At 66.5% G+C, this 25179-nt stretch carries 25 protein-coding genes; 7 read left to right on the top strand and 18 right to left on the bottom strand.

The annotated features are described in order from the left end of the window. Positions 1 to 489: 489 nt before the first annotated feature. The 5 genes from ACODRZ_RS03130 to tyrS form a co-directional block, all read right to left on the bottom strand. Positions 490 to 1200 (bottom strand): dienelactone hydrolase family protein, encoded by a 711-nt coding sequence (locus ACODRZ_RS03130; RefSeq protein WP_488970931.1) that lies wholly within the window; start codon positions 1198 to 1200, stop codon positions 490 to 492. A 7-nt stretch (positions 1201 to 1207) separates the two neighbouring features. Beyond that, positions 1208 to 2125: a cysteine synthase A gene (gene cysK, locus ACODRZ_RS03125; RefSeq protein WP_488970932.1), complete on the bottom strand. Its 918-nt coding sequence runs from the start codon at positions 2123 to 2125 to the stop codon at positions 1208 to 1210. Then, positions 2122 to 3420 (bottom strand): MFS transporter, encoded by a 1299-nt coding sequence (locus tag ACODRZ_RS03120; RefSeq protein ID WP_488970933.1) that lies wholly within the window; start codon positions 3418 to 3420, stop codon positions 2122 to 2124. The genes cysK and ACODRZ_RS03120 overlap by 4 nt, the downstream gene beginning before the upstream one ends. Positions 3421 to 3525: 105 nt before the next feature. Beyond that, complete coding sequence (locus ACODRZ_RS03115) at positions 3526 to 3864, bottom strand: PilZ domain-containing protein (RefSeq protein WP_271183348.1); 339 nt, start codon at positions 3862 to 3864, stop codon at positions 3526 to 3528. 131 nt (positions 3865 to 3995) lie between these two features. Continuing rightward, entirely contained in the window at positions 3996 to 5225 is a 1230-nt protein-coding gene (tyrS, locus tag ACODRZ_RS03110) for a tyrosine--tRNA ligase (protein ID WP_488970934.1), read from the bottom strand. A 272-nt stretch (positions 5226 to 5497) separates the two neighbouring features. Here tyrS and ACODRZ_RS03105 point away from each other — a divergent pair, with 272 nt between their 5' ends. Together ACODRZ_RS03105 and ACODRZ_RS03100 are read left to right on the top strand one after the other, a co-directional pair. Continuing rightward, a complete protein-coding gene (locus tag ACODRZ_RS03105) occupies positions 5498 to 6034 on the top strand; it encodes a DOMON-like domain-containing protein (RefSeq protein WP_488970935.1) in 537 nt (178 codons plus the stop codon). Between the two features lie 11 nt (positions 6035 to 6045). Next, positions 6046 to 7245, top strand: a complete 1200-nt coding sequence (locus ACODRZ_RS03100) for an exo-beta-N-acetylmuramidase NamZ family protein (RefSeq protein WP_488971047.1) — start codon at positions 6046 to 6048, stop codon at positions 7243 to 7245. Positions 7246 to 7290: 45 nt separating this feature from the next. Here the strand turns inward: ACODRZ_RS03100 and ACODRZ_RS03095 are convergent, their stop codons facing one another. The 5 genes from ACODRZ_RS03095 to ACODRZ_RS03075 all read right to left on the bottom strand — a co-directional run bounded on the left by ACODRZ_RS03095 (position 7291) and on the right by ACODRZ_RS03075 (position 11159). Then, positions 7291 to 7566 carry a hypothetical protein gene (locus ACODRZ_RS03095; RefSeq protein WP_488970936.1) on the bottom strand — a complete coding sequence of 92 codons (276 nt, stop codon included), beginning with the start codon at positions 7564 to 7566 and terminating at the stop codon, positions 7291 to 7293. 66 nt (positions 7567 to 7632) lie between these two features. Continuing rightward, on the bottom strand, positions 7633 to 8814 hold the full coding sequence (locus ACODRZ_RS03090; protein WP_488970937.1) for a vWA domain-containing protein: 1182 nt from the start codon (positions 8812 to 8814) through the stop codon (positions 7633 to 7635). Between the two features lie 165 nt (positions 8815 to 8979). Then, on the bottom strand, positions 8980 to 9864 hold the full coding sequence (locus tag ACODRZ_RS03085) for a DUF817 domain-containing protein (protein WP_488970938.1): 885 nt from the start codon (positions 9862 to 9864) through the stop codon (positions 8980 to 8982). Positions 9865 to 9880: 16 nt separating this feature from the next. Further along, complete coding sequence (locus tag ACODRZ_RS03080) at positions 9881 to 10312, bottom strand: GFA family protein (RefSeq protein ID WP_488970939.1); 432 nt, start codon at positions 10310 to 10312, stop codon at positions 9881 to 9883. 1 nt (position 10313) lies between these two features. Further along, on the bottom strand, positions 10314 to 11159 hold the full coding sequence (locus ACODRZ_RS03075; protein WP_488970940.1) for an AAA family ATPase: 846 nt from the start codon (positions 11157 to 11159) through the stop codon (positions 10314 to 10316). A 127-nt stretch (positions 11160 to 11286) separates the two neighbouring features. Here ACODRZ_RS03075 and ACODRZ_RS03070 point away from each other — a divergent pair, with 127 nt between their 5' ends. Then, complete coding sequence (locus ACODRZ_RS03070; protein WP_488970941.1) at positions 11287 to 12486, top strand: glycosyltransferase family 87 protein; 1200 nt, start codon at positions 11287 to 11289, stop codon at positions 12484 to 12486. On the opposite strand, the gene ACODRZ_RS03065 is transcribed toward ACODRZ_RS03070, so the two are convergent. From ACODRZ_RS03065 to ACODRZ_RS03055, 3 genes are all read right to left on the bottom strand, one after another. Then, the gene (locus ACODRZ_RS03065) at positions 12455 to 13750 is read right to left on the bottom strand and encodes a serine hydrolase (RefSeq protein ID WP_488970942.1); all 1296 of its coding nucleotides are present in this window, start codon (positions 13748 to 13750) and stop codon (positions 12455 to 12457) included. The two genes, ACODRZ_RS03070 and ACODRZ_RS03065, sit on opposite strands and share 32 nt — an antisense overlap. A gap of 83 nt (positions 13751 to 13833) precedes the next feature. Further along, entirely contained in the window at positions 13834 to 15843 is a 2010-nt protein-coding gene (gene parE / locus ACODRZ_RS03060; RefSeq protein WP_488970943.1) for a DNA topoisomerase IV subunit B, read from the bottom strand. Between the two features lie 190 nt (positions 15844 to 16033). Further along, the gene (locus tag ACODRZ_RS03055) at positions 16034 to 17221 is read right to left on the bottom strand and encodes a penicillin-binding protein activator (RefSeq protein WP_488970944.1); all 1188 of its coding nucleotides are present in this window, start codon (positions 17219 to 17221) and stop codon (positions 16034 to 16036) included. 41 nt (positions 17222 to 17262) lie between these two features. On the opposite strand from ACODRZ_RS03055, the gene rsmI reads away from it, so the two are divergent. The 4 genes from rsmI (at position 17263) to ACODRZ_RS03035 (ending at position 20160) form a co-directional block, all read left to right on the top strand. Next, complete coding sequence (gene rsmI, locus ACODRZ_RS03050) at positions 17263 to 18090, top strand: 16S rRNA (cytidine(1402)-2'-O)-methyltransferase (RefSeq protein ID WP_488970945.1); 828 nt, start codon at positions 17263 to 17265, stop codon at positions 18088 to 18090. Beyond that, positions 18087 to 18449 (top strand): YraN family protein, encoded by a 363-nt coding sequence (locus tag ACODRZ_RS03045; protein WP_488970946.1) that lies wholly within the window; start codon positions 18087 to 18089, stop codon positions 18447 to 18449. Before rsmI ends, ACODRZ_RS03045 begins: the two co-directional genes overlap by 4 nt. 100 nt (positions 18450 to 18549) lie before the next feature. Next, positions 18550 to 19521 carry a glutathione synthase gene (gene gshB / locus ACODRZ_RS03040; protein WP_488970947.1) on the top strand — a complete coding sequence of 324 codons (972 nt, stop codon included), beginning with the start codon at positions 18550 to 18552 and terminating at the stop codon, positions 19519 to 19521. Positions 19522 to 19557: 36 nt separating this feature from the next. Beyond that, positions 19558 to 20160, top strand: coding sequence for a DedA family protein (locus ACODRZ_RS03035; protein WP_488970948.1), 603 nt, complete (start codon positions 19558 to 19560; stop codon positions 20158 to 20160). A gap of 1 nt (position 20161) precedes the next feature. Here ACODRZ_RS03035 and ACODRZ_RS03030 read toward each other — a convergent pair whose 3' ends face one another. Genes ACODRZ_RS03030 through rph form a run of 5 tightly spaced genes read right to left on the bottom strand, consistent with a single transcriptional unit; the run spans position 20162 to position 25108 of the window. Continuing rightward, positions 20162 to 21061 (bottom strand): tyrosine recombinase XerC, encoded by a 900-nt coding sequence (locus ACODRZ_RS03030; RefSeq protein ID WP_488970949.1) that lies wholly within the window; start codon positions 21059 to 21061, stop codon positions 20162 to 20164. Then, a complete protein-coding gene (gene hemW / locus ACODRZ_RS03025; protein ID WP_488970950.1) occupies positions 21061 to 22212 on the bottom strand; it encodes a radical SAM family heme chaperone HemW in 1152 nt (383 codons plus the stop codon). Before hemW ends, ACODRZ_RS03030 begins: the two co-directional genes overlap by 1 nt. A gap of 31 nt (positions 22213 to 22243) precedes the next feature. Continuing rightward, entirely contained in the window at positions 22244 to 23752 is a 1509-nt protein-coding gene (locus tag ACODRZ_RS03020; RefSeq protein WP_488970951.1) for a tetratricopeptide repeat-containing sulfotransferase family protein, read from the bottom strand. Next, the gene (rdgB, locus tag ACODRZ_RS03015) at positions 23736 to 24392 is read right to left on the bottom strand and encodes an RdgB/HAM1 family non-canonical purine NTP pyrophosphatase (protein ID WP_488970952.1); all 657 of its coding nucleotides are present in this window, start codon (positions 24390 to 24392) and stop codon (positions 23736 to 23738) included. The genes ACODRZ_RS03020 and rdgB overlap by 17 nt, the downstream gene beginning before the upstream one ends. Next, positions 24392 to 25108, bottom strand: coding sequence for a ribonuclease PH (gene rph / locus ACODRZ_RS03010; protein WP_488970953.1), 717 nt, complete (start codon positions 25106 to 25108; stop codon positions 24392 to 24394). The genes rdgB and rph overlap by 1 nt, the downstream gene beginning before the upstream one ends. Between the last annotated feature and the right edge of the window lie 71 nt (positions 25109 to 25179).

Genomic DNA, 25179 nt, shown 5'->3' with positions numbered 1-25179 from the left:
GGTCGAGCCGGGCTGACCACCGCTACCCGGCCGCTCGTCCGAGCAGGTGGACAACGAACCCCCGCGTCCCGGTGTGGACGCTCCCGGCGCCGACCCGATGTTCACTTTCGGATGCGTTGACTTCCCCCGGCGTTACGGCCCGCACTCGCCAGCGGGTATTGTCGTATGTGCTGCACGCACAGCCCCGTCATCCCAGCGAAAGCCGGGACCGCTGGCCGCGCAAAGCCCAACCCTCGGCAGGGTGCCCTGACGATAGGTGGCATCAACAGGCCAGCGGTCCCAGCTTTCGCTGGGATGACGGGTCTTTTTGGGGGCGCAAAGGTCGGCGCTCTGCTCATCGGGCTTCGACACGCTCAGCCTGAGCGGAATTTGGACGAATTACGCCACCCCCGCTCACCCTGAGCTTGTCGAAGGGTCCCAGCTTTCGCTGGGATGACGGGGTTGTTTGCGAAATTCCTCCCCGAGCTTGCCTCGGGGAGGAATTGGCGGTCAGCCTAGGATTTCGTCGAAGAACGACAGCATCGATGCCCACGACTGGCGATCGGCGCTGACGTTGTAGTCGAGGAAGGCCATGCCCTTGTCCGGGCTGTGCGGGTCGGTGAAGCCGTGCTTCACGTTGCCGTAGCTGTGGAAGTGCCAGTTAGCCCCGGCCGCATCCATCTCCTCCCAGAAGGCGACGACGTGCTCGCGCGGGACGAGCGGGTCGGCGTCGCCGTGGCAGACGAGGATGCGGGGCTTGATGCCGCCGGGCCGGGCCGGCGCTGTGGTGGGCAAAGTGCCGTGGAAGCTGACCACGCCGGCCAGATCCTCACCCGCACGGGCCGCTTCGAGAACTGCCTGACCGCCCATGCAATGCCCGATCGCAAAGACCTTGAGACCATTTGCGATGCCGCGAAGCGCATCGATCCCGGCGATGATGCGGGCGCGGTAGTAGGCGTTGTCGGCGCGCAGCTTCTCGGCGACGGGGAACGAGGCCTCGAAGCTCTCGATCGGCTCTCCGTAGAAGTCGGTGATCATCACCAGATAGCCCTCTGCGGCAAGGCGCTTGGCGCGCTCCTCCATCAGCGGGATGACGTTGGCGATCGTCGGGAACAGGGCGACGGCCGCGCGGGCTGCGCCTTCGGGGCGGGCGAGCCAGCCGGTGAGGGCGACACCGGCGTGTTCGTAGGAAACGGGTTCAAGCGTGGGAGTGGTCGTCACGGTTGTATTACTCCGGCAGGAAATCGGGCACCGAGAGATAGCGCTCGCCGGTGTCGTAATTGAAGCCGAGGACGCGGCTGCCTGGGGGCAGGTCCTTCAGCTTCTGGGCGATGGCGGCAAGCGTCGCGCCCGAGCTGATGCCCACGAGCATGCCTTCCTCGGTGGCGCAGCGGCGCGCCCAGTCCTTGGCGTCGGCGGGATCGACCTGGATGGCGCCGTCGATCGACTGGGTATGCAGGTTGCCCGGGATGAAGCCCGCACCGATGCCCTGGATCGGGTGAGGGCCGGGCTGGCCGCCCGAGATTACCGGAGAAAGGGTGGGCTCCACCGCATAGGCCTTCATCGAAGGCCAGGTTGCCTTTAGCGTTTCGGCGCAGCCGGTCAGGTGGCCGCCGGTGCCGACGCCGGTGACGAGCACGTCGATCGGCTCATCGGCGAAGTCCTTGAGGATTTCCTGCGCGGTCGTCTTCACGTGGACGTCGACGTTGGCGGGGTTGTCGAACTGCTGGGGCATCCAGGCGCCCGGGGTCGCCTCGATCAGCTCCTTGGCGCGCTCGATCGCGCCCTTCATGCCCTTTTCGCGCGGGGTGAGGTCGAACCTGGCGCCGTAGGCCAGCATCAGGCGGCGACGCTCGACCGACATCGATTCGGGCATGACAAGGACAAGGGTGTAGCCCTTGACCGCTGCCGCCATGGCAAGGCCGATGCCGGTGTTGCCCGATGTCGGCTCGATGATGGTGCCGCCGGGCTTGAGGCTGCCGTCGGCCTCGGCCGCCTCGATCATGGCGAGGCCGATGCGGTCCTTGATCGAACCGCCGGGGTTGGAACGCTCTGCCTTCACCCAGACCTCATGGTCCGGAAACAGGCGCGAGAGGCGGATGTGCGGGGTGTCGCCGATAGTGGCGAGGATGCTGTCGGCCTTCATGATTTCTGCTCCCAACGGGCTTCGAAGGTACGCGCCCGGCGCAGTTCCGGGAAGAACCAGGCCCAGGCGAGGGTGATGACTATGGCAGCGCTGCCGCCGAAGACAACTGCTCCGGTTGCCCCGAGAAGGGCTGCGGCAAAGCCGGACTGGAACTCGCCCAGTTCGTTCGACGCGGAGACGGCAAGGCCGGAAATGGCGGAGACGCGCCCGCGCACGGTGTCGGGCGTGCGCAGCTGGACGAGCGAGCTGCGGATGAACACCGAGATCATGTCGGCGGCGCCGAGGCAGGCAAGGCAGGCGAGCGACAGCAGGAAGTGGCGCGAGAGACCGAAGCCGATGGTCGCGGCGCCATAAGCCACGACGGCCGCCAGCATCTTGACGCCGACGTTCGACTGCAGCGGGCGGAACGAGAGCCAGAACGCCACCACCGCCGCGCCTGCCGCCGTCGCTGCGCGCATCTGGCCGAGACCCTCGGGACCGACGTGCAGCAGGTCGCGGGCGAAGACCGGCATCAGCGCGGTCGCGCCGCCGAGCAGCACGGCGAAGAGGTCGAGCGTGATGCAGCCGAACAGGAAGCGCTCGCTCCAGACGAATTTGAAGCCGTCGACGATCTGGCGGATCGGATGGGCCTTGGCCGGGTCACGCGGGATGGCGGGCAAGTGGCGGATCGCCTGGATGGAGATCGAGGCGCCCAGCGTGAACAGCGCCGAGCACCAGTAGGGCAGGGCATGGTGGGCCGCGAACATGAAACCGTAGGCGGCAGGGCCGATGATCGTGCCCGCCTGCATCGCAATCGAATTGAAGCCGATCGCACGCGGGATCAGCTGCGAGGGCACGATATTGGGCGCGATCGCCGACATGGCCGGGCTGATGAAGACACGCACCATGCCATGCATCACCGCGAAGGCGTAAAGTACCGGCAGGCTGCGGATTTCCAGCGTCGTGACGATGCCGAGACCCAGCGCGACGCACATGTCGAGCAGGGCGGCGGTGCCCGCCACCTTGCGGCGGTCGAACCGGTCGGCGACGACACCGGCCACGGGGGTCAGCAGGAACACCGGCAGGAACTGCGCGAATCCGAGCAGGCCCAACTGGAACGAAGCCTGGGTGATCGACATGCCGTAGTCGGCACGGGCGACGTCGTAGAGCTGGTAGCCGATGATGACGACCGTACCCGTCGTCGCCAGCACCGCGAAGAAGCGGGCCAGCCAGAACTTGCGGTAGTCGGCGATCTGGAGCGGCGAGCCAGGGGCGCCGTCAGGAGAAGAATGGGGGAGACTCACGCCGTGCTGCATGGCAGCGTGGCTTCCCCTTGCCAAGACAGGCCTATATTGATTTTTCTTCTTTGATTTTCTCGATAGGTGAACTTGGCCCACGGCGGGGCCGGTCTTGCGAACTTTTTATCGGCGAGGGCGCAGGCGGGGGTTAGGCTGCAGCGTATCGACCAGTTTCAGGAAGTCATCGACCCGGATGATGCGCTCGAACTGAAAACCGGACCGGCCTTCGTGAGTCCAGATCATGTGTGCCTCGATCCGGCCCACTACCGGCAGCCGCATCACAAGGCGTTCACCGCGCTCCAGCGCCATCTCGCCTTGAATCATGAAACCCTGGGCGGAGATGTTCACGATGTGCAGATCGAGGTCGCCAAGTTGGCGGTGCTCGGCGATCACGGTGTAATCGACCGGATGACGCGCTGCGCGCCGTTTGTCGGTTACAGTGAGCTGCGCTCCTGCACTCATGGTTTCATGCCTTTTGCTTTTTGCCGTCGAAGAACTCTAGGCTCAAATGGCAAACAAGCGGTTAATTCCGCCGACCCCGCCTGGGAGGACAGCCCGAGGGAGCCCGGGCAGGAGTCGGCGGCTCCGAGTTGTCAGATACCTTTTATGACGCCGTGCTTTTTCTTGCCGACGCTGAGCTTGCGGCTTTCACCGCCGGCCAGCGTGATGAGCAGGGCGGGATCGTCCATCGCCACGTCGTCGAGACGCACGGCGCCCTCGGCGATCTTGCGCTTGGCCTCGCCGTTCGAGGCCACGAAGCCGAGAACGGTGCAGGCGGCGCCAAGGCGAATGCCCTCAGGCCCGACTTCGATGGTCGGCAGGTCGCCGCCCATGCCGCCGCCCGCGAACGTCGTCTGCGCGGTGGCCTCTGCCGACTTCGAGGCTTCCTCGCCGCGGCACAGCTTCGTCGCCTCGTTGGCGAGGACGATCTTGGCGGCGTTGATCTCGTTACCTTCAAGGGCTTCGAGGCGCTCGATCTCGTCCAGCGGCAGGTCGGTGAACAGGCGCAGGCGCTTGCCGACGTCACGGTCGTCGGTGTTGCGCCAGAACTGCCAGTAGTCGAAGTGCGAAAGCTGGTCCTCGTTCAGCCATACCGCACCGCCGACCGTCTTGCCCATCTTGGTGCCGTCGGCATTGGTGAGCAGGGGCGTCGTCAGGCCGAAGACCTGCGTGCCGTCGACGCGGCGGGCAAGCTCCACGCCGTTGACGATGTTGCCCCACTGGTCGGACCCGCCCATCTGCAGGCGGCATCCGGCCTTGCGGGACAGTTCGAGGAAGTCGTAGGCCTGCAGGATCATGTAGTTGAATTCGAGGAAGCTCAGCGACTGTTCGCGATCGAGCCGCAGCTTGACCGAGTCGAAGCTGAGCATCCGGTTGATCGAGAAGTGCTGCCCGATATCGCGCAGGAACGGAATGTATTCCAGCTTGTCGAGCCAGTCGGCATTGTCGACCATGATGGCGTCGCTGGGGCCGTCGCCGAAGGTCAGGAAGCGTTCGAACACGCGGCGGATCGAGGCCACGTTCTGCGCGATCGTGTCCTCGGTCAGCAGCTTGCGCGCTTCGTCCTTGAAGCTGGGGTCGCCGATCTTGCCGGTGCCGCCGCCCATCAGGACGATCGGCTTGTGCCCTGCGCGCTGCAGCTGGCGCAGCATCATGATCGAGACGAGGTGGCCGACGTGCAGCGAAGGCGCGGTCGGGTCGAAGCCGATATACCCCGGCACCACCTGCTTCTCGGCGTAGGCGTCAAGGCCCTCAGCGTCGGTGAGCTGGTGGATGTAGCCTCGCTCTTCGAGGAGGCGCAGCAGGGTCGAATTGTAGGTCATCGGTTCCGCTTCGTGTTGTAGGAGCGGCGCGCCTAGCACGGGGAGGGGGGGAAATAAATGGATGGTCTTCCACCGTCGTCCCGGACTTGATCGGGACCGCTGGCCGTGAACCGCCTAACTCTCGGCGCGCGCAGCTGGGGCTTCGACAAGCTCAGCTTGAGCGATTTTGAGAGCAGACCTTTAAATCCCGCTCAGGCTGAGCTTGTCGAAGCCTCTCCGCCCAGAGAGGAACTGCATTGCCACACCGCCCGCTCAACGCCTAGCGAGTGATCATGACCGAACTCGTCTTCCACCCCGCACATCCGCCACTCACCGTTCGCAGCGTGGAGGCGCGGATCATTGGGCATGATGCCCGGTGGCTGCGGGCGCGATGGAAGATCTTGGGCGCGGCGCGGCTGGTCGTCCCTCCCTTCGCCGGCAAGGGCAGGGCGGACGGCTTGTGGCAGACCACCTGCTTCGAGCTGTTCCTCCTGCACGCGCAAGGCCCCGGTTACACCGAGATCAACCTCTCTCCCTCCGAGCGCTGGAACGTCTACGACTTCACCGCCCGGCGCGAGGGCATGGTCGAGCGGCCGATGCCGCGCGAACCCGAGTGCACCATGCGGCAGGGCACCGACATGGCGATCTTCGATGCCGCGATCCCCGTCGCCGGGCTTTCCTCCGCGCCATGGCAATGCGGGTTCACGGCGGTGATCGAGGAGAAGGGCGGGCACAAAAGCTACTGGTCGCTCATCCACGGCGGCGATGCGCCGGACTTCCATGATCCGGCTTGCTTCACGGCGACCATTGCGGCACCCACCGCGCCATGAAATTCGGCACCATCAAGTTCGGAATCGACCGCCTGCTGGCGGACCCCACCCTGCGCGCGCCGCTCGAAGGCAAGCGTGTCTCGCTCGTCGCGCACCCCGCGTCAGTGACCGAGGGGCTGGTCCATTCGCTCGACGCGCTGATCGCGGCGGGCGTCAACGTGACCAGCGCCTTCGGTCCGCAGCACGGACTCAAGGGCGACAAGCAAGACAACATGGTCGAAACCATGGACGAGGTCGATCCGCTCCATGGCATCCCGGTGTTCAGCCTCTACGGTGAAGTGCGCCGGCCCACCGCGGCGATGATGGACAGTGCCGACGTGTTCCTGTTCGACCTGCAGGACCTCGGCTGCCGTATCTACACGTTCGTCACGACGTTGCTCTACCTGCTTGAGGAAGCGGCGGTGCGGGGCAAGAGCGTCTGGGTGCTCGACCGTCCCAACCCGGCGGGCCGCCCGGTCGAGGGCACCACGCTGCTGCCGGGGCAGGAGAGCTTCGTGGGGGCCGGCCCGATGCCGATGCGCCACGGCCTGACGCTCGGCGAAATGGGGCACTGGTTCATCCGCCATTTCGGCCTCGACGTCGATTACCGCGTCATCGCGATGGAAGGCTGGAAGCCCGATGCCGCGCCGGGCCACGGGTGGCCGCAGGACCGCATCTGGATCAATCCCAGCCCCAATGCCGCAAATGTCAACATGGCCCGCGCTTATGCCGGAACCGTGATGATCGAGGGCGCGACGGTCTCCGAGGGCCGGGGCACCACCCGCCCGCTCGAAGTCCTGTTCGGCGCGCCAGACATCGACGCCAAGGCCGTGCTTGCGGAAATGCGCGACTTCGCGCCCGAGTGGTTGGCCGGCTGCGCGATCCGCGAGTGCTGGTTCACACCGACCTTCCACAAGCACGCCGGCCTGCTGTGCAACGGCTTGATGATCCACGCAGAGGGCGGTTTCTACGACCACCACGCCTTCCGTCCCTGGCGCCTGCAGGCGCTGGCCTTCAAGGCGATCCGCCGCCTCTACCCGGACTATCCGCTCTGGCGCGACTTCCCTTACGAGTATGAGTTCGAGCGTCTGGCGATCGACGTCATCAACGGCGGCCCGGCACTTCGCGAATGGGTCGATGATCCGGCGGCCACGGCTGCGGATCTCGACGCGATCTCGGGCCGAGACGAAGCCGCCTGGCGGGCCGAAGTGGCGGACCTCCTGCTCTACTGAAGCCTGGACGAGGTCCGCAGCAAACAGACTTCGTAACATGCTTCGTCAGCGCGCCGGAATGACTTTCGCATCCCGGCCATCGAACACCGGCGGCTCGATCATCCGGCCGCTGCCTGCATCGGTCAGGACAGCGCAGCCGTTGATCCGGGTTTCGACCGCTCGCAGGTGCATGGGGTCGCCTTTGCCCTGCCGGTATCTGGCAGGACCGGCCGCCGCCACCCGCTCGGCCTTGTATGCGCACTTGCGCGTCTGGGCACCGGCGGCATTGGCGTCACCCTGGGCGGCGAGACCCGCGGCGAGCATGAGCAGGAATGTCGTCATCGGCCTTCTCCTTTGCTTGTTGATCCCATTGCGTCCGGGCTGCACTCGCGCGCAGCCGCCGGCCGGTCATCCCTTCTTGCGCGTCAGTTCGCGCATGGCGGCATCGAGGCCGTCGAGCGTCAGCGAGTACATCGCCCCGCCCATGATTTCACGCAACATGCGGGTGGAACTCGAATAGCCCCACTGCCGCTCGGGCGTGGGATTGAGCCAAACCGTCGCCGGATAAGTCTGCACCACCCGGTTCATCCAGACAGCGCCGGCTTCCTCGTTCATATGCTCGACAGAGCCGCCGGGATGGCTGATCTCGTAGGGGCTCATCGCCGCATCGCCGACGAAGATGACCTTGTAGTCGTGGCCGTACTTGTGGAGCACGTCCCATGTCGGCGTGCGCTGCGACCAGCGGCGGCGGTTGTCCTTCCACACGCCTTCGTAGAGGCAGTTGTGGAAGTAGAAGAACTCCATGTTCTTGAATTCCGCCGTGGCCGCGCTGAACAGTTCCTCGACGAGCCGGATGAACGGGTCCATCGAACCGCCGACGTCAAGGAACAGCAGGACCTTCACCGCATTGTGCCGCTCCGGCCGCATGACGACGTCGAGCCAGCCCTGCTTGGCGGTCCCGGTGATCGTGGCGTCAAGGTCCAGTTCCTCCGCCGCGCCTTCGCGGGCGAAGCGGCGCAGGCGGCGCAGCGCCACCTTGATGTTACGGGTGCCCAGTTCGCGCGTGTTGTCCAGATTGGCGAACTCGCGCTTTTCCCAGACCTTGATGGCGCGGCCGTGCTTGCCTTCTCCGCCGATGCGCACCCCTTCGGGGTTGTAGCCCGAGTGGCCGAAGGGCGAAGTGCCGTTGGTGCCGATCCACTTGTTACCGCCCTGATGGCGCTTTTCCTGCTCTTCCAGGCGCTGCTTCAGGGTTTCCATGATCTCGTCCCACGAGCCGAGGGACTTTACCGCCTCCATCTCCTCGGCCGAGAAATAACGTTCCGCGAGCTTCCTGAGCCAGTCCTCGGGTATCTCCACCGGCTGCTGGCCGTAGTCGCTGAAGATGCCCTCGAAGACCTTGCGAAACACCTGGTCGAAGCGGTCGAGCAGTCCCTCGTCCTTCACGAAAGTGGCGCGGCTGAGGTAGTAGAACGCCTCGGGCGTCTGCTCGATCACATCCTTGTCGAGCGCCTCCAGAAGCACGAGATGCTCTTTGAGCGATGCCGGAATGCCGGCGCTGCGCAGCTCGTCGATGAAGTTCAGGAACATGGCGCGCTGCCTCGGCGGGTTGACACGGAATGCACGGTGAAAATGTGTAACCTTACGTTCGAAACGCCCGGATTTCCGCGACTTTCCGAAAATGCGGTGTGACCTTTGGGAGAACCGCAAGGTGACAGGCTGGCGAGAGGCGGCGGATTGGTCATGCGGCGCATCCTATCGGTCCTGCGAACTGTAGGAAAATGCCGCAGCGGTCACCCGCGCCTTAGGCCGATGCACGGCCGCGACCAGCACGAAGGAGATATACATCAGCAGATACCACGCGCCCAGCTTGCCGAAGTGGACCATCGCCCACCCGCTGCGCTGGCTGGGGTAGATCCAGGCGTGCGAGAAGGTGGCCAGGTTCTCCGCGAACCAGATGAACAGCGCGACGAGGAACCAGCCCAGCAGCAGCGGCATCCAGCGATCCTCGCGCCAGACGCGAAACCAGATGCGCGTGCGCGCGAAGCACAGCGCCAGCGCGGCAAACAGCGCGATGCGCAAGTCCGTCAGCCAGTGATGCGCGAAGAAATTGACGTATATCGCGATCGCGAGAACCACTGACAGCCCCTCGCGCGGGTAGCCGGTGAAGCGGAAGTCGAAAATCCGCCATATCCGCGCGATGTAGCTGCCGACGGCGGCATACATGAAGCCCGAGAACAGCGGCACTCCACCGACGCGCAGCATCGCTGCCTCGGGATATTCCCACGATCCCACGGAGGTCTTGAACAGTTCCATCACCGTGCCGACGACATGGAAGGCAAGGATGACCTTGGCCTCTTCCAGCGTCTCCAGCCGCAGGGCAAGCATGCCCAGCTGGATCGCCAGCGCGCTGATCGTCAGGAAATCGTAGCGCGCCAGCACCGCACCGGCCGGATAGAACAGGTACGTGCCGAGCAGCAGCACCAGCAGCAAAGCGCCGAACAGGCAGGCCCAGCCCTGCTTGAAGCCGAAGAGGAGGAATTCATAGACCCACGCACGCCAGCCCGGACGCGGCGTGAAACCCTCCAGCCGCGCACGAATGGCGGCGAAGCGGGTGTGGGTGGCCGGTCCTGCTGTCATGCCCCGGTGCTGTCGCTCAGTTCGGCGCTGGCGCCGGTGCGGGAGGCTGCTGCGGCCAACGCTCCAGCGCGGGGTCGATCACGGCCCAGTCCGGTGCATCGTCCGTCCAGATCGCCATCGCTGGCCTCACGCCATGATCGCCTTCAAGCATACCGATGCGGATCGTGCGGAACTGCGGGCGCGCGCTCGACCGACCGAGTACGGGACTGCCGCAGGCCACGCAGAATTCCTGCGTCAGCGTATTGCCGCTGGCTGCGACGTAAACGAATTCGCCGCGGTCGCCGGTCAGAACAACTGCCTCGGTCGGAAACATCGCATTGTGAGTCGGACCGCCGCCCGCCGCCTTCTGGCACTGGCGACACCAGCACTGGCGCGTGGCGACCGGTTCGGCGGTGATCTCGACGGTGACGGCGCCGCAGTTGCAGCGGCCGGAATAGGGTGCGGTCATCTCAGCGGTTTCCCCGGGCCATGAAGGCGAGCCTTTCGAACATCATCACGTCCTGCTCGTTCTTGAGCAGCGCCCCGTGCAGCGGCGGAATCGCCTTGCCGGGATCCTTGTTCTGCAACACCTCGAGCGGCATGTCCTCGTTCATCAGCAGCTTGAGCCAGTCAAGCAGTTCACTGGTCGAGGGCTTCTTCTTGAGGCCGGGCACTTCGCGCAATTCGTAGAAGATTTCCATCGCCTTGCGCACCAGCGTCTTCTGGATGCCGGGGAAGTGGACATCGACTATGGCCTCCATCGTCCCGCGATCCGGAAACTTGATGTAGTGGAAGAAACAGCGGCGCAGGAAGGCGTCGGGCAGGTCCTTCTCGTTGTTGGAGGTGATGACGACGATCGGACGTTCGACGGCGGCGACGTGCTCCCCGGTCTCGTAGACGTCGAAGGCCATACGATCGAGTTCGGCGAGCAAGTCGTTGGGGAACTCGATGTCGGCCTTGTCGATCTCGTCGATCAGCAGCACCGGCAGGCGCGGTGCGGTGAACGCCTCCCACAGCTTGCCCTTGCGGATGTAGTTGGAAATGTCGTGGACGCGCGCGTCGCCAAGCTGGCCGTCGCGCAGGCGGGCGACGGCATCGTATTCGTAGAGTCCCTGATGCGCCTTGGTGGTGGACTTGACGTTCCAGGTGATCAGCGGGGCGCCCAGTGCCTCGGCGATCTGCTCGGCCAGCACGGTCTTGCCGGTGCCCGGCTCGCCCTTCACCAGAAGCGGGCGGCGCAGCAGCACGGCGGCGTTGACCGCGACCTTCAGGTCTTCGGTGGCGACATAGTTGCTGGTGCCTTCGAAACGCTGCATCGGCTCGTCCTGCTCGTTTTAACTGGTTGATTAAGCCCTATGTGGTGCGGCGCAGCAAGGCAATATCGATCCGGATACGACGGCGAGGCGATGGACTTCCCCATCAGCGCGTTGCAGAGCAGAACGCATGGGGCTCGATATCCTGCGAAAGATGGACTGGCTGGGCGCGGCGCGTTGTCGCGCCTACCTGCGGATTCTCGCGGTGCTCAATGTCGCGATGCTCGTCTGGCTGGTGGCGGGCTCGCACGGCGGCATAGACCGCAACGGCTTCCTGCTGGGGAGCGATTTCATCAGCTTCTGGACGGTCGGGCACATGCTCCGGGCAGGTGCGGACGTGTACGACGCCGCCGCGCATATCGCCGCCCAAAGGGCCTTCTTTGCATCCGAGGGCGGTTACACCGCCTTCTTCTACCCGCCCTCGTTCCTGCCGTTCTGCCGGCCCCTGGGCGCGCTGGGCTATTTCCCTGCGCTCACCGCGTGGCTGGTGACGACAGGCGCGGTCTATGTCGCGAGCGTGCGGGCATGGTGGAGCAAGGCCGAAGTGCCCGCGCCGCTGTGGTTGCTGCTCCTCGCATTCCCGGCGGTGCCGATCGTGCTGACGCACGGCCAGACGGCGTTCCTCGTCGCGGGGCTGCTCGGAGCCGGGCTGTGGCTGGTGCCTTCGCGGCCCGTGATGGCAGGCGCGCTGCTGGGTCTGGCAACGATCAAGCCGCAGTTCGGGCTGCTCCTGCCGATCGTCCTGGTGTTGACCGGGCAATGGCGCACGATCTTCGCCGCTTGCTTGACCGCGGCGCTGCTCGCCGGCGCCTCGGCGCTGCTGTTCGGAGGTGAGGTCTGGGCAGGGTGGCTCGCCGCCAGCGTCCGCGCCGAGGGCGCCATGGCGGCAGGCGCGGTCGGGTATGCCAAGATGATGAGCCCATTCGCAGCGCTGAGGCTTCTGGGCGCTCCGACTCCGGCGGCTTACGCGGTGCAGGTGGCGGCGTCGCTGGCGGTTGCCGGTGCTCTGGCGCTCGCCGCGTGGAAGGAGGGCTGGTCGGACGGATTGGCGGCCCTGTCCCTTGCCGGGGCGCCGCTGGTGACGCCTTTCGTGCTCGACTACGACATGGTCCTGCTGGCGTTCCCGCTGCTCTGGCTGACGGGGGAGGGACTGCGCCGGGGTTTCGCCAGCTGGGAAAAACTGGCGATCTTCCTCGCCTTCGCCGCGCCCGCCTTCGCGCGGCCGCTGGCGATGAACCTCACCCTGCCGGTCATGCCGATGGTGCTGGGCCTGCTCTTCGCGGTGTTGTGGCGACGGGTCAGCCGGCGACCTTCGCCAGCCGCAGCATGAGCAATTCGAAGCGCTTGCCATCGACCGGGGCCGTTGGATCGTTCCAGCTCCCCGTCACCACCGACCACGAGCCCGCCTTGTCGCGCAGCAGCCAGGTCATGCTGATCACGCCGTCTTCCGAACCGCCCTTGTAGCCCACGTAGCCCCGCGCGCGGGCGGTGGAATCGTCCATCGCCGGGTTGATGGCGAGGATGTCGAAGACCTCCCGGCTGTCGAGGCGGCGCAGGTCGTCCATCACCCCGGCGAGGTCGGTGGGAGAAGCGAACCATTCGATCCGATCGATCGCCACGGGGCCATGCCCGAAGACTTCGCCGGGATCTGCTTCGGCTATCCGTGACATGTCGAGCCCGGCAAGCTGCCGCTGCCGCTCCTGCGGGGACGCACCGGCGTACCGCTCGGCGACCGCCGCGCCGCCGCGCTTCAGGGCGAAGAGCTGCGCAGTCGTCATCATCGGCGCCATCGCTTCTGGTCTTGCATGACCGGCCAGACGCACCTCGCGGGCCAGCGCCTCCTGCCCGACGAGGCGCACCAGCATGTCGGTCGCGGTATTGTCGCTGATCGCAATCATCAGGCTCGCGAGGGTATGCACCGTCACCGGCGCGCCTTCGGGCAATGAATGGATTGTGCCGCTGGGGAAGGACTTGCCAGACACCGGCACGACGTCGCTCCAGCGCCGTTTGCCTTCCTTCACCTGCCGCGCCAGCGCCGCAAGGACGTAGAGCTTGAATGAGGAACCAACGGCGAAGGGCGTCGCCGCCTCGCGTCCCTTCATGAGCACGGGCGCACCATTGCCTAGCCGATAGACCGCGAACCCGGCCTTTCCGGGCAGACTAGCGAAGTCCGCTTCCAGCTTGTCGAAACTGTCGCCTGAAGGGGTCACCGCGAAGATGCGAAAGCCCGCCACCAGAGCCTTGTCGCCCGGCCCCAACTCGATCCGGGCGGGCGCCGTCGCGTTGGCAAGTCTCAGCGTGAACGTGGCCGAGCGCTGCTGCTCGCGCCGGAAATCGGCGTAGCCTTCCACTGCGCCGCCCTGGGCCGCGATTTGCGAGGTGAGGGCGCGCAGCCGTTCGACCGGGACTTCGTTCAGGAAGCGCGCGTCGAAGGTTTCGGTTGCATCGCGCGTGCCTTGCATGACTGCGACGACCTGCCCGACGCGCTCCTTGAGGAGTGCTTCGGTTGTATCCTGAGCTTTTGCCGTATCGCCGACGGCGCACCCCATCGCAAGAAACAGTACGCCTTTTAGAAAGCCGCGCCATCCGCTCATTGCCTGCCCCTCGGCTTTGACCATCACGGCAGGCTGACCGCAGGCGAACCCAAGGTCAACCGACCTTGATCGACTGGCCTTCGTCAGGCGTCGATCAGTTCGCGATCGACGTCGCCTGCCCGGTTCTGGATGAAGTGGAAGCGGTGTTCGGGATTGCGGCCCATCAGGCGATCGACGAGATCCTTCACGGCGAAGCGGCCCTCGTTCTCCTGCGGGAGGGTGATGCGGATCAGCGAGCGACTGTCCGGGCTCATCGTCGTTTCGCGCAGCTGCTGCGGGTTCATTTCGCCAAGGCCCTTGAAGCGGCCGACTTCGACCTTCTTGCCCTTGAACTTGGTCGCTTCCAGTTCCGCCCGGTGGGCATCGTCGCGCGCATAGGCCGAGGTCGCGCCCGAGGTCAGGCGGTAGAGCGGCGGCTGGGCGAGGTAGAGGTGCCCGCGCCGCACGATGTCCGGCATCTCCTGAAAGAAGAAAGTCATCAGCAGCGTCGCGATGTGCGCGCCGTCCACGTCCGCGTCGGTCATGATGACGATGCGGTCGTAGCGCAGGTTGTCGGCGTTGCAGTCCTTGCGCGTGCCGCAGCCGAGCGCGAGGCCGAGGTCGGCGATTTCCTGGTTGGCGCGGATCTTGTCGGCCGTGGCCGATGCGACGTTGAGGATCTTACCGCGGATCGGCAGGATCGCCTGCGTCTTGCGATCGCGCGCCTGCTTGGCCGAACCGCCTGCCGAATCGCCCTCGACGATGAACAGTTCGGTTTCGCCGTGACCTTCGCCCGAACAGTCGGTCAGCTTGCCGGGAAGGCGCAGCTTGCGGGCGTTGGTGGCGGTCTTGCGCTTGACCTCGCGCTCCGCCTTGCGGCGCAGGCGTTCGTCCATGCGCTCCATGACGGAGCCCAGCAGCGCCTTGCCGCGATCGAGGTTGTCGGTGAGGAAGTGATCGAAGTGATCGCGCACCGCAGCCTCGACCATGCGCGCGGCCTCCGGAGAGGTCAGGCGGTCCTTGGTCTGGCTCTGGAACTGCGGGTCGCGGATGAAGACCGAAAGCATGACTTCGCTGCCGGTCACCACGTCGTCCGGCGTGATGTCCTTGGCCTTCTTGGCCTGTCCGACGAGATCGGCGAAAGCGCGGATGCCCTTGGTCAGCGCGCCGCGCAGGCCCTGCTCATGGGTGCCGCCGTCGGGCGTAGGGATGGTGTTGCAGTACCAGGAATACGAACCGTCGGAATAGAGCGGCCAGGCGATCGCCCATTCGACGCGGCCCTGTTCCGAACCGTCCTCTCCGCGCGGGAAATCCTGCGAGCCCGAGAAGAACTGCGTGGTCACGCATTCGCGGCTGCCGATCTGCTCGGCGAGGTGGTCGGCAAGGCCGCCGGGGAACTGGAAGGTCGCTTCGGCCGGAACGCCGTCCACCGCCAGTGCGGGCGCGCACTTCCAGCGGATTTCGACGCCAGCGAAGAGGTACGCTTTCGAGCGCACCAGCTTGAACAGGCGGGCGGGCTTGAACTTCTGGTCGCCGAATATCTCGGTATCGGGCGTGAAGGTCACCGCCGTCCCGCGCCGGTTGGGCGCCGCGCCGACGCGCTGGATCGGCCCGAGCGTCACGCCGCGCGAGAATTCCTGCGCGTAGAGTTCCTTGTTGCGCGCCACTTCCACGCGCGTCTTCACCGACAGCGCATTGACCACCGAGATGCCGACGCCGTGCAGGCCGCCCGAAGTGGCGTAGGCCTTGCCGGAGAACTTGCCGCCCGAGTGCAGGGTGGAAAGGATGACCTCAAGCGCCGACTTGCCCGGGAACTTGGGATGCTCGTCGACCGGGATGCCGCGGCCGTTGTCGGTGATGGTGATGCGTCCGGCGGTGCCGGGTTCCTCCTCCAGCGTCACCTCGATGCGGTTGGCGTGACCGGCGACGGCCTCGTCCATCGCGTTGTCGAGGACTTCGGCCGCAAGGTGGTGCAGCGCACGCTCATCCGTGCCGCCGATGTACATGCCCGGGCGGCGGCGGACGGGTTCGAGACCCTCCAGCACCTCGATCGCGGAACCGTCATAGGACTCGCCGGTGGCGGCGGGGAGCTTGTCGAAGAGGTCGTCGGACATGGCGGCCACTATAGGGCGCGCGGAATCGTGGGGGCAAGCAGGGGTTTGCGCTTTATCCGCAGGGCCGGTTCAAAGGGAGAACGACGGTTTTGGACGGCGGGGGCTTCGACAAGCTCAGCCTGAGCGGTATCTTGAGGTTACTACTCACCTCCGCTCACCCTGAGCTTGTCGAAGGGGCTAAGCCCCAGCCTTACTCCCCGAACTTCACCGGCGCCGGGCTGACCACCTTCACCGTACCCGCACCGACCTCGCGCACTTCCAGCGCACGCTCGATCAGGCCGCCCTTGGTAAAACGGAACGCGCCGTCCACGCCGAGGAAGCCGCCGGGGAACGCCTTGGTATCGCGCAGGGTATCGGCCGGGAAGCGGGTGCCCGGCTTCCAGTCGCGCGCGACGCGCAAGGTCAGCAGCACCGCGTCGTAGCCGAGCGTGGCGATGCGGAACGGCTGGGTGCCGAAGCGGGCACGGTAGCTCTTGGAGAACTGGGCGAAGCGCTGGTCCGACACGGTCGAATACCACGCACCGGCAAGTGCGGCCGAGGCGTTGACGTCACGCTCGCCGCTCCACAGTTCGGTGCCGAGGATCTTCACGCCGGGCGTCTTCGCCGCGCCCTTGAAGGCGCTGGCCGCACGGACCGAGAGCGAGCCGCTGTCGGCGATCAGCAGGGCGTCGAAACCGCCCTTGGTCTTCACCCGCTGGGCGGCCGAGGCGATCGAGGTGGCGCTGCGCTCGTAGGGTTCCAGCGCGATCACCGAGCCGCCGCTGGCGCGCACCGCCTGCAGCAGCGCCGCGCTGGTGCGGTCGCCATAGTCGCCGCGCGGGACGAGCGCGCCGAACGTGGAGATGCCCTGCGAACGGGCGTACTGCACCGTGCGGGTCACCGACTGGCCGGGCAGGTTGCCCATGATGAGGACATCGCGGTTCGCCGCCTGCTCGTCGTTGGAGAACGAGATGACGGGCACCTTCGCCGCCTTGGCGATGCCCGAGACGGCGGGAATGTCGTCGGCCAGCAGCGGGCCGAGGATCAACTGGTTGCCGTCCGTAACCGCGCGGCGGGCGGCATCGGCGGGGTTGGCGCTGGTGTCGTAAGTCGTCACGCGCAGGTTCTTGGCGGCGGTGTCGAGCAGGGCCATGTTCGCGGCATTGGCGATCGCCTGGCCGACGCCCGCATTGGCGCCGGTCATGGGCACCAGCAGCGCGATGCTGTGGCGGTCCTTGTCCACCGGCAGTTCGCTCTGCGAGGGAGGAGGCGTGGGCGCGGGCGGCGGGCCGGGCTGCGGCGCCTTGGGCACGACGGCGCAACCGGCGACCAGAGCCATGGCGGCTGCGGCGAGAAGACTGCGACGATTGAGGCGCCCGTTCCCTTTAAGGTCGAACATAGCTTGCCGCTCCCTCGGTATCTGGGCCATGAGTCTGGCCGATGGAAAACACACTCTTGCCGGGCCTTTACATAGTCGCAACCCCGATTGGCAACCTGGGGGACATTACCCTGAGGGCAATCGAGACCCTGCGCGGCGTCTCCGCAGTCGCCTGCGAGGACACTCGCGTGACGGGCAAGCTGTTGCATCACCTCGGTTTGAAGAAGAAGCTGGTGCGCTACGACGACCACGCCGGGGAGGGCGATCGCGAACGCCTTCTGGCGCTGATGGAGGCCGAGCCGGTGGCGCTGGTCAGCGATGCGGGGACGCCGCTGATCTCGGACCCCGGGTATCGTCTGGTGCGTACCGCGAGGGAGCGGGGAATCGCGGTAACCAGCCTGCCGGGGCCGAATGCGGCCGTGCTGGCGATGACGCTTTCGGGGCTGCCGAACGACAGCTTCCTTTTCGCCGGGTTCCTCCCCAACAAGGCCAAGGCGCGCGAGGACATGTTGGCCGAACTGGCGAGCGTTCCGGCGACGCTGATCTTCTACGACACCGCGCCGCGCCTCGAGGCATCGCTCGCCGCGATCGCCTCGGTGCTGCCGGGGCGAGAGGTCGCGGTGGGGCGGGAACTCACCAAGAAATTCGAGGAATGCCGCAGCGGTTCTCCACAGGAACTGTCGGAATACTACGCCGCGCATCCGCCCAAGGGCGAAATCGTGCTGCTGATCGCACCGCCGGGAGAGGAGCCGCTGGGCGAGGTGGATGTCGATGCGCTGCTGCGCGAGGCGCTGGCCACTGCGAAGGCGTCGCAGGCGGCGGCGGCGGTGGCGAAGGCAACCGGGCTCGACCGCAAGACGCTCTATGCCCGGGCACTCGAACTCAAATGAGCGAGCGGCGCAAGCGGGCCGAACGCCACGGGCGGCGCGGGGAATGGATCGCTGCGCTTTACCTGTGGCTCACCGGCTGGCGCGTGGTCGGGCAGCGGGTGAAGACCCGCAAGGGCGAGGTGGACATCGTCGCGCGGCGCGGCCGCACGGTCTGCTTCGTCGAGGTGAAGTGGCGCGCCTCGCAAGCGGAACTCGCAACGGCCATCGACGAGCGGCGACTCAGGCGCGTGGCCGACGCGGCGCAATTGATAGCCAGCCGCTATGCCCGTCCCGGCGACGACCAGCGCATCGACGTGATCCTGATCACGCCTTGGGTTTGGCCGCGTCGAATCGTCAATGCCTGGCAGCCAGGAGCCTGACGCGGACTTGAAACTCGCGATTGAGGTCGCACCTAGGCGCGAACGCGGCTAGACCGCCGCCGACCAAAGTACCCCCGACTCCGAAAGGCCCGAATCCGCCATGACTTTGCGCGTCGCCGTTCAGATGGACCCGCTCGAAACGATCAAGATCGCGGGCGATTCGAGCTTCGCCCTGATGCTCGCCGCGCAGGCGAGGGGGCACACCCTCTATCACTACGACGTGCGCACGCTGGCCTACGATACCGCGCACGGCGCTGCCGGTCGCCTGACCTGCTGGGGTGCGCCGGTCACCGTCCAGCGCGTCGAAGGCAATCACTTCACGCGCGGCGAGTATCACCTGATCGACCTCGGCGAAGACATCGACGTGGTGCTGATGCGGCAGGACCCGCCGTTCGACCTCGGCTACATCACCGCAACGCACCTGCTGGAGCGGCTGGCGGGCAAGACGCTGGTGGTCAACGATCCCGCTTCGGTGCGCAATGCGCCGGAGAAGGTCTTCGTGCTCGACTACGCGCGGTTCATGCCGCCGACCTTCATCGCCCGCCGCATCGAGGACGTGAAGGCGTTCAACGCGCGCCATCCCGGCGACCTCGTGATCAAGCCGCTGCACGGCAACGGCGGCAAGGCGGTGTTCCGCGTGCCTGCCGACGGCTCCAACCTCGGCGCGCTGATCGAGATGTTCGAGAACGCCTGGGTCGAGCCGTTCATGGTCCAGCCATTTCTCCCCGACGTGTCCGAGGGCGACAAGCGCATCGTCCTTGTCGATGGCGAGTTCGCGGGCGCCATCAACCGCAAGCCGGGCGAGGGCGAGTTCCGTTCCAACCTCGCGGTAGGGGGCTCGGCCGAGGCCAGCACGCTCACTTCGGCGGAAGAGGAAATCTGCGCGGCGCTTGGGCCGGAACTCAAGGCGCGGGGGCTGGTTTTCGTCGGTATCGACGTGATTGGCGGAAAATGGCTGACGGAAATCAACGTGACTTCGCCCACCGGCATCGTGGCGATCGACCGGTTCAACGGCACCGATACGGCCGCGCGCATCTGGGATGCGATCGAGGCTCGCCACGCGCTTATGTGATGGATGCGCTTAGCGCACCCCGCAGGAATCGACCGAATGGGTGAGTGGATCTACGAGATCGTCCGACAGGGCGGTTATCTCGGCATCATGTTCCTCATGGCGCTGGAGAACATCATCCCGCCAATCCCGTCCGAGGTCATCATGGGCCTTGGCGGGATCGCCGTCGCGCGCGGGGACATGCAGTTCTGGCCGCTTCTGTTCTGGGGCACGCTCGGCTCCGCGCTTGGCAACTACGTGTTGTTCCTCATTGCCGATCGTCTCGGCTACGAGCGGCTGCGGCCGTTCATCGACCGTTGGGGCCGCTGGCTGACGCTGGAATGGCACGACGTCGAAGTGGCCGGACGCTTTCTGCGCAGGCACGGGCACTGGGTGGTCTTCGTGTTCCGCTTCATGCCGATGTTCCGCTCGGTAATCTCGATCCCCGCCGGGCTGGCGCACATGGGCCACGTGAAGTTCTTCGCCTTCACCTTTTTCGGCGCGGCGATCTGGAACGTGGTGCTGATTCTCGGCGGCAAGTGGCTCGGCAATACGCTGGCACAGGCAGAGCAATGGCTCGGCTGGGCGACGCTCGCGGTCGCGGTGGTGACCGTGGTGTTCTACGTCTGGCGGGTGCTGCGCTGGAAACCGCGTTCAGAGTAGATCAGTCGCGCTCGCGTGGGTGGGCGTTGCGATAGACGTCCAGCAGGGTCGCGGCATCCACCTTGGTGTAGATCTGCGTCGATCCCAGCGAGGCATGGCCCAACAGTTCCTGCAGCGAACGCAAGTCCGCACCCGCCCCAAGCAGATGCGTAGCGAAGCTGTGCCGCAGCGCATGAGGGGTCGCGCTCGCCGGAAGGCCTAGCCAGACGCGCGCTTTCGCCATGGCCTTCTGCACCATCCCTTGCGACAGCGGCCCACCCTTGGCGCCCCGGAACAGCGCCTTGTCACGCTCGACCGGCCACGGCGACAGGGCGAGATAATCCGTCACCGCGTTGCGCACGACAGGCAGCAGGGGCACGACCCGAGGCTTTCCGCCTTTGCCGGTGACCGTCAACGTCTCGCCCAGCGGCAGCGCGGCGCCGGTCAGCGACAGCGCTTCAGCGATACGCAGGCCTGAGCCGTAGAGCAGCATCAGCACCGCCCGGTCCCGCGTACCGATCCAGGGCTCCGATGCATCGTCCCTGACCCCTTCCGCAAGGCCCACCGCCTCGTCGGGGGTAACTGGCCGCGGCAGGCCCTTCTTGACGCGCGGCCCCTTTACGCGGGGCGCCGAGGCTTGCGGCGTCCCGGCCTTTCCCCGCGCGAAGATCAGGAACGCCCTGAGCGCCGAAAGCTCCCGTGCAGCGGAAACATTGCCGATCCCGTCCTGCCGCCGCGCCGCGAGATGCGTGCGCAGTGCCGCTGCATCGAGCACCGCCAGCCGGTGCCAGTCGCAGTCTCCCAGGCTGTCGAGAAGCCGCCCCGCCGTCGCCACATAAGCGCGCACGGTGTGTGGGCTGCGCCGCCGACCTTGCGCCAGATGCGTCCCCCACGCTTCGAGCAGGTCGGCCTTCTGCGCCATCAGCCCTCGACCAGCTGTTCGGGAACAAGTTCGCTGAGCAATGCGTCGAGCAGGACCATGCCCTCGACGGTGACGCCGATCCGCGCCCCGTCACGCCAGACGAGGCCCTGTCCCTCGTAGAACCCGGCCTTGGCCGGATCGCAAAGCTGCCGCTCCTCCATGGCAAAGCGCGCGGCCATCGCGGCAAGGTCCACGCCTTCACGCAGGCGCAGGCCCATCAGCATGGCCTCGCTCGCCTGCTCCGGGATGCCGAGCGGTCTTTCTTCGGCGATGCCGTGCGAGGAACGCGCCATTTCGGCCAGCCAGTTCTCCGGCTTGCGATGGCGCACCGTGGCGATCCCGCCGCGCCGGCCATGCGCGCCGGGGCCGATGCCGCAATAGTCCTGATAGCGCCAGTAGGTCAGATTATGACGGCTTTCCTCGCCGGGGCGGGCATGGTTGCTGATCTCGTAGGCGGGAAGTCCGGCGGCGGCGGTGACTTCGCGGGTGAGGGCGAACATGTCTGCACAGGCGTCCTCGTCGAGCGGGGCGAAGTCTCCCTTGCGCACCATCGTCTCGAAGCGCGTGCCCGGCTCGATGGTCAGCTGGTAGAGCGAGAGATGTCCGGTGCCGTAAGCCAGAGCGCGATCCAGTTCGGCGCGCCAGTCCTTCAGCGACTGGCCGGGCCGAGCATAGATCAGGTCGAAGCTGACGCGCTCGAAGTGTTGCTGCGCCACTTCGAGCGCCTTGAGCCCTTCGCGCGCGTCATGCAACCGGCCGAGGAAGCGCAGCGTTGCATCGTCCAGGGCCTGCAGGCCCAGTGAGACGCGGTTGACGCCGACGCTCGCCAGCGCCGCATAGTTGGCCGCCTCGACCGACGAAGGATTGCCTTCCAGCGTGATCTCGATGCCCGGCGCGAAGCCCCAGAGCGCCTCGGCCTCCTCAAGCAGCCGCGCGACCAGCGTGGGCGGCATCAACGAGGGCGTTCCGCCACCGAAGAAGATCGATTCGAGCGGCTCTCCCCCGGTCAGCCCATGCTCGTGGCGCATGTCGGCCAGCAGCGTCTCCTGCCAGCGGGCATGGTCGACACGGTCGCGGACATGACTGTTGAAGTCGCAGTACGGGCACTTGGCGAGACAGAACGGCCAATGGATGTAGAGGGCGCGGGCCATCATCCTCTCAGGCGCGGATAGGCGCGCGAAGTCAATAGCCCCAATCGTCGAGAGCGGGGACGAGCAAGTGTCCGACGGCCGCGAACTCGGCTTCGTAATGGCGCCAGCGTTCCACCGAGGCGCGGTTGAGCGGGCGTGTCACCTGGCTGCGGCTGGGGGTGCTGATGGCGCGGGTGGCGGCGCTCTTGTGGAACTCGCGCATCGCATCGGTCCATGACAGGCCGAGGGCAGGAAGCATCCCGCGCATGGTCCCTTCCAGATCGTCGACAAGGGCTTCGTAGCGCACTTCGCAGGCGTTCAGTCCCAGCGCGTCGCGCCAGCGCCGCCATGCACCGGTGACGAGGGCGTGGAAACGCACCGCATCCTCCCAGCGCAACAGGTTCACCGTCGAGGGCGAGGGCGGCATCATCTGCAGCACGCTCGACAGGCAGGCATCGCGCGGATTCCGGACCATGAAGACGATCCGCGCGTCCGGGAAAAGGCGCAGGATCACCGGCAGGTCGATCACGTTGAGCGCGAACTTGTCGACGAGGCACCCGGTGACCGCAGCAGGTCCAAGGCGCATGCTCGCAAGCTGGCGATAGCGTGCCCTCAGCGACGCGATTGCGGTGCGATCCAGCGCATCGAGGGCATCGAGGCGCGATCGGCCGGGCCGTATCGCCGCCTGCGTGCCGGAGAGCAGCGGCACTTCGTCCGCCACCGTGACGCCGGGTGCACAGGCCAGCACCTCCTGCATCAGCGTGGTGCCCGAACGAAGGTAGCCGATCAGGAAAACCGGGGCGGGGTGATCGTCGGCAGGAGCCGCATCGCGCCAGCGCCGGACCATGACGGCATCGAACGCTTCGGCGTCCTGCCGGATGATGCGGGCAACCAGACCGGCATCCTGCGCGGCATATTCCGGCACTTGGGCAGCGAGCAGGGCACCGGCTTCGATATCGGGAAACACTTCCGCCCAGCGGCCGAGCTTGTCCCTGGCGCGAGCGCGCTCGCGGTGGGCGCGCATCCTTTCGCGGGGCGGCATCTCGCAACCGAGGGCCGCGTCCAGCCGGGCAGCGGCGTCGAGCGCGCTGCCTGCGTCGATCTCGATGCTGGCGGTCAGGACGGCAAGGCCGGGCTCGTCGGGGGCACGGTGCGAGGCGCGATGGCAGGCGTCCAGCGCCAGATCGTGACGGGACAACTGCGCCGCGGCCGTGGCGATTGCATGCCACAATGGAAACGAATCGAGCCCGCGCGCGGCGAGGTCGTCCAGCAAAGCCAGAGACGCAGCGGGATCCCCCAGCTTCTGCAGCAGGTGCGCGACCGGCAGCATGTCCGCCGGCGCCGCGCCATCGGAGAGACGCGCCAGTCCGGCGTCGCGCAAGCGGGGAACGCCTTCGTGAAGCCTGCCCGCAGCGCAGAGCGACTGTCCGAGCCACAGGCTGATCGCGGGATCGCCGGGCGCCTGCCGCAGCGCTGCCCGAAAATGCCGGATGGCCGCGTCGAGTTGCCCCTTCGCGGCCGCCTCCCGGCCGAGGCGTATGGCCTCAGCCGGCGACGGCATCGCCGAACTGATCGGCCACCAGCTTCGCGAAAGCGTCCGCGCGGTGACTCATGGCCTGTTTTTCCGCGACGGTGAGTTCGGCAAAGCTGACGTTGTGCCCCTGCGGCACGAAGACGGGATCGTAGCCGAAGCCCATGGTTCCGCGCGGAGGCCACGAGAACGTACCGTCGACGCGGCCCTCGTAGACAGCCTCGTCGCCTTCGGGCCAGGCGATCGCAAGGACGCTTGTGAACCAGCACGAGCGGTCCACCTCCGGCCCCTGCTGGGAGAGCAGGCCCTCGACCTTGCCCATCGCCATGTACCAGTCGCGGCCCTTGTAGTCCTTGCCAGGCTCGCCTTCGAACCACTGCCGTTCGGCCCAGTCGGCAGTGTAGACGCCCGGCCGACCGCCGAGCGCTGTCACCGACAGGCCGCTGTCATCTGCCAGAGCGGGCAGCCCTGCCGCCTTCGCGGCGGCATGGGCCTTGAGCAGTGCATTCTCGACGAACGTGGTGCCGGTCTCCTCCGGCTCCGGCAGGCCGAGATCGCCCGCCGAGACGCAGTCCACCCCGAACGGGGCGAGCAACGCGGATATCTCGCGCAGTTTGCCCGCGTTGTGGGTGGCGATGACCAGCTTCGTTGCGTCGAGCTTGCGGGTCATCAGCGGCCGACCGCCTTGGCCTGCGCGGCGAAGATGCCCTCGCAGCCGATGCGGGCGAGGCGCAGGAGGCGCAGCAGGCCCTCTTCGTCGTAGCTCGCGCCCTCGGCGGTGGCCTGTGCCTCGGCGATCAGACCGCCCTCGATTAGCACGAAGTTGGCGTCGGCATCCGCACCGCTGTCCTCGATGTAGTCGAGGTCGAGCACCGGGGTGCCCTGATGGATGCCGCAGGAGATCGCCGCTACGCGGGCGGTGATCGGGTCTTCCTTGATCTTGCCCTCGGCCATCAGCTTGTCGACCGCGAGGCGCAGCGCCACCCAGGCGCCCGAGATCGAGGCAGTGCGGGTGCCGCCGTCGGCCTGCAGCACGTCGCAGTCGAGCACGATCTGGCGCTCGCCGAGCTTCTTCATGTCCACCACGGCGCGAAGCGAGCGGCCGATCAGGCGCTGGATTTCCTGCGTGCGGCCCGACTGCTTGCCCTTGGCGGCTTCACGGCTGCCACGGGTATGCGTGGCGCGCGGCAGCATCGAGTATTCGGCCGTCACCCAGCCTTCGCCCTTGCCGCGCAGGAACGGCGGCACCTTCTCCTCGACCGAGGCGGTGACCAGCACGCGGGTATCGCCGAAGGAGATCAGGACAGAGCCTTCCGCGTGCTTGGTGAAGCCGGTCTGGATGTCGATGGCACGCATTTCGTCAGGTGCACGGCCGGAAGGGCGCATTCTGGGGAATCCTTAGATTGTGTTTGTCTCTGGAAAATACCCGCTCGCCCTAGGCGCATTGGGGTTGAGGG

This window comes from Novosphingobium sp. FG90 (assembly GCF_057808725.1).
Note: the sequence above shows the minus strand (reverse complement) of the source record. Positions and strands in the feature narration are given on the sequence as shown.

What these genes read in the sequence shown, in the direction of transcription:
- parE (WP_488970943.1), bottom strand. Translation starts at nt 15,843, where the DNA reads ATGTCCGACGACCTCTTCGACAAGCTCCCCGCCGCCACCGGCGAGTCC.
- ACODRZ_RS03080 (WP_488970939.1), bottom strand. Translation starts at nt 10,312, where the DNA reads ATGACCGCACCCTATTCCGGCCGCTGCAACTGCGGCGCCGTCACCGTC.
- tyrS (WP_488970934.1), bottom strand. Translation starts at nt 5,225, where the DNA reads ATGACCTACAATTCGACCCTGCTGCGCCTCCTCGAAGAGCGAGGCTAC.
- ACODRZ_RS03115 (WP_271183348.1), bottom strand. Translation starts at nt 3,864, where the DNA reads ATGAGTGCAGGAGCGCAGCTCACTGTAACCGACAAACGGCGCGCAGCG.
- ACODRZ_RS03045 (WP_488970946.1), top strand. Translation starts at nt 18,087, where the DNA reads ATGAGCGAGCGGCGCAAGCGGGCCGAACGCCACGGGCGGCGCGGGGAA.
- rph (WP_488970953.1), bottom strand. Translation starts at nt 25,108, where the DNA reads ATGCGCCCTTCCGGCCGTGCACCTGACGAAATGCGTGCCATCGACATC.
- gshB (WP_488970947.1), top strand. Translation starts at nt 18,550, where the DNA reads ATGACTTTGCGCGTCGCCGTTCAGATGGACCCGCTCGAAACGATCAAG.
- ACODRZ_RS03095 (WP_488970936.1), bottom strand. Translation starts at nt 7,566, where the DNA reads ATGACGACATTCCTGCTCATGCTCGCCGCGGGTCTCGCCGCCCAGGGT.
- ACODRZ_RS03070 (WP_488970941.1), top strand. Translation starts at nt 11,287, where the DNA reads ATGGGGCTCGATATCCTGCGAAAGATGGACTGGCTGGGCGCGGCGCGT.
- hemW (WP_488970950.1), bottom strand. Translation starts at nt 22,212, where the DNA reads ATGGCCCGCGCCCTCTACATCCATTGGCCGTTCTGTCTCGCCAAGTGC.
- ACODRZ_RS03065 (WP_488970942.1), bottom strand. Translation starts at nt 13,750, where the DNA reads ATGAGCGGATGGCGCGGCTTTCTAAAAGGCGTACTGTTTCTTGCGATG.
- rsmI (WP_488970945.1), top strand. Translation starts at nt 17,263, where the DNA reads ATGGAAAACACACTCTTGCCGGGCCTTTACATAGTCGCAACCCCGATT.
- ACODRZ_RS03055 (WP_488970944.1), bottom strand. Translation starts at nt 17,221, where the DNA reads ATGTTCGACCTTAAAGGGAACGGGCGCCTCAATCGTCGCAGTCTTCTC.
- ACODRZ_RS03090 (WP_488970937.1), bottom strand. Translation starts at nt 8,814, where the DNA reads ATGTTCCTGAACTTCATCGACGAGCTGCGCAGCGCCGGCATTCCGGCA.
- ACODRZ_RS03085 (WP_488970938.1), bottom strand. Translation starts at nt 9,864, where the DNA reads ATGACAGCAGGACCGGCCACCCACACCCGCTTCGCCGCCATTCGTGCG.
- ACODRZ_RS03120 (WP_488970933.1), bottom strand. Translation starts at nt 3,420, where the DNA reads ATGCAGCACGGCGTGAGTCTCCCCCATTCTTCTCCTGACGGCGCCCCT.
- ACODRZ_RS03035 (WP_488970948.1), top strand. Translation starts at nt 19,558, where the DNA reads ATGGGTGAGTGGATCTACGAGATCGTCCGACAGGGCGGTTATCTCGGC.
- rdgB (WP_488970952.1), bottom strand. Translation starts at nt 24,392, where the DNA reads ATGACCCGCAAGCTCGACGCAACGAAGCTGGTCATCGCCACCCACAAC.
- ACODRZ_RS03020 (WP_488970951.1), bottom strand. Translation starts at nt 23,752, where the DNA reads ATGCCGTCGCCGGCTGAGGCCATACGCCTCGGCCGGGAGGCGGCCGCG.
- ACODRZ_RS03105 (WP_488970935.1), top strand. Translation starts at nt 5,498, where the DNA reads ATGACCGAACTCGTCTTCCACCCCGCACATCCGCCACTCACCGTTCGC.
- cysK (WP_488970932.1), bottom strand. Translation starts at nt 2,125, where the DNA reads ATGAAGGCCGACAGCATCCTCGCCACTATCGGCGACACCCCGCACATC.
- ACODRZ_RS03075 (WP_488970940.1), bottom strand. Translation starts at nt 11,159, where the DNA reads ATGCAGCGTTTCGAAGGCACCAGCAACTATGTCGCCACCGAAGACCTG.
- ACODRZ_RS03030 (WP_488970949.1), bottom strand. Translation starts at nt 21,061, where the DNA reads ATGGCGCAGAAGGCCGACCTGCTCGAAGCGTGGGGGACGCATCTGGCG.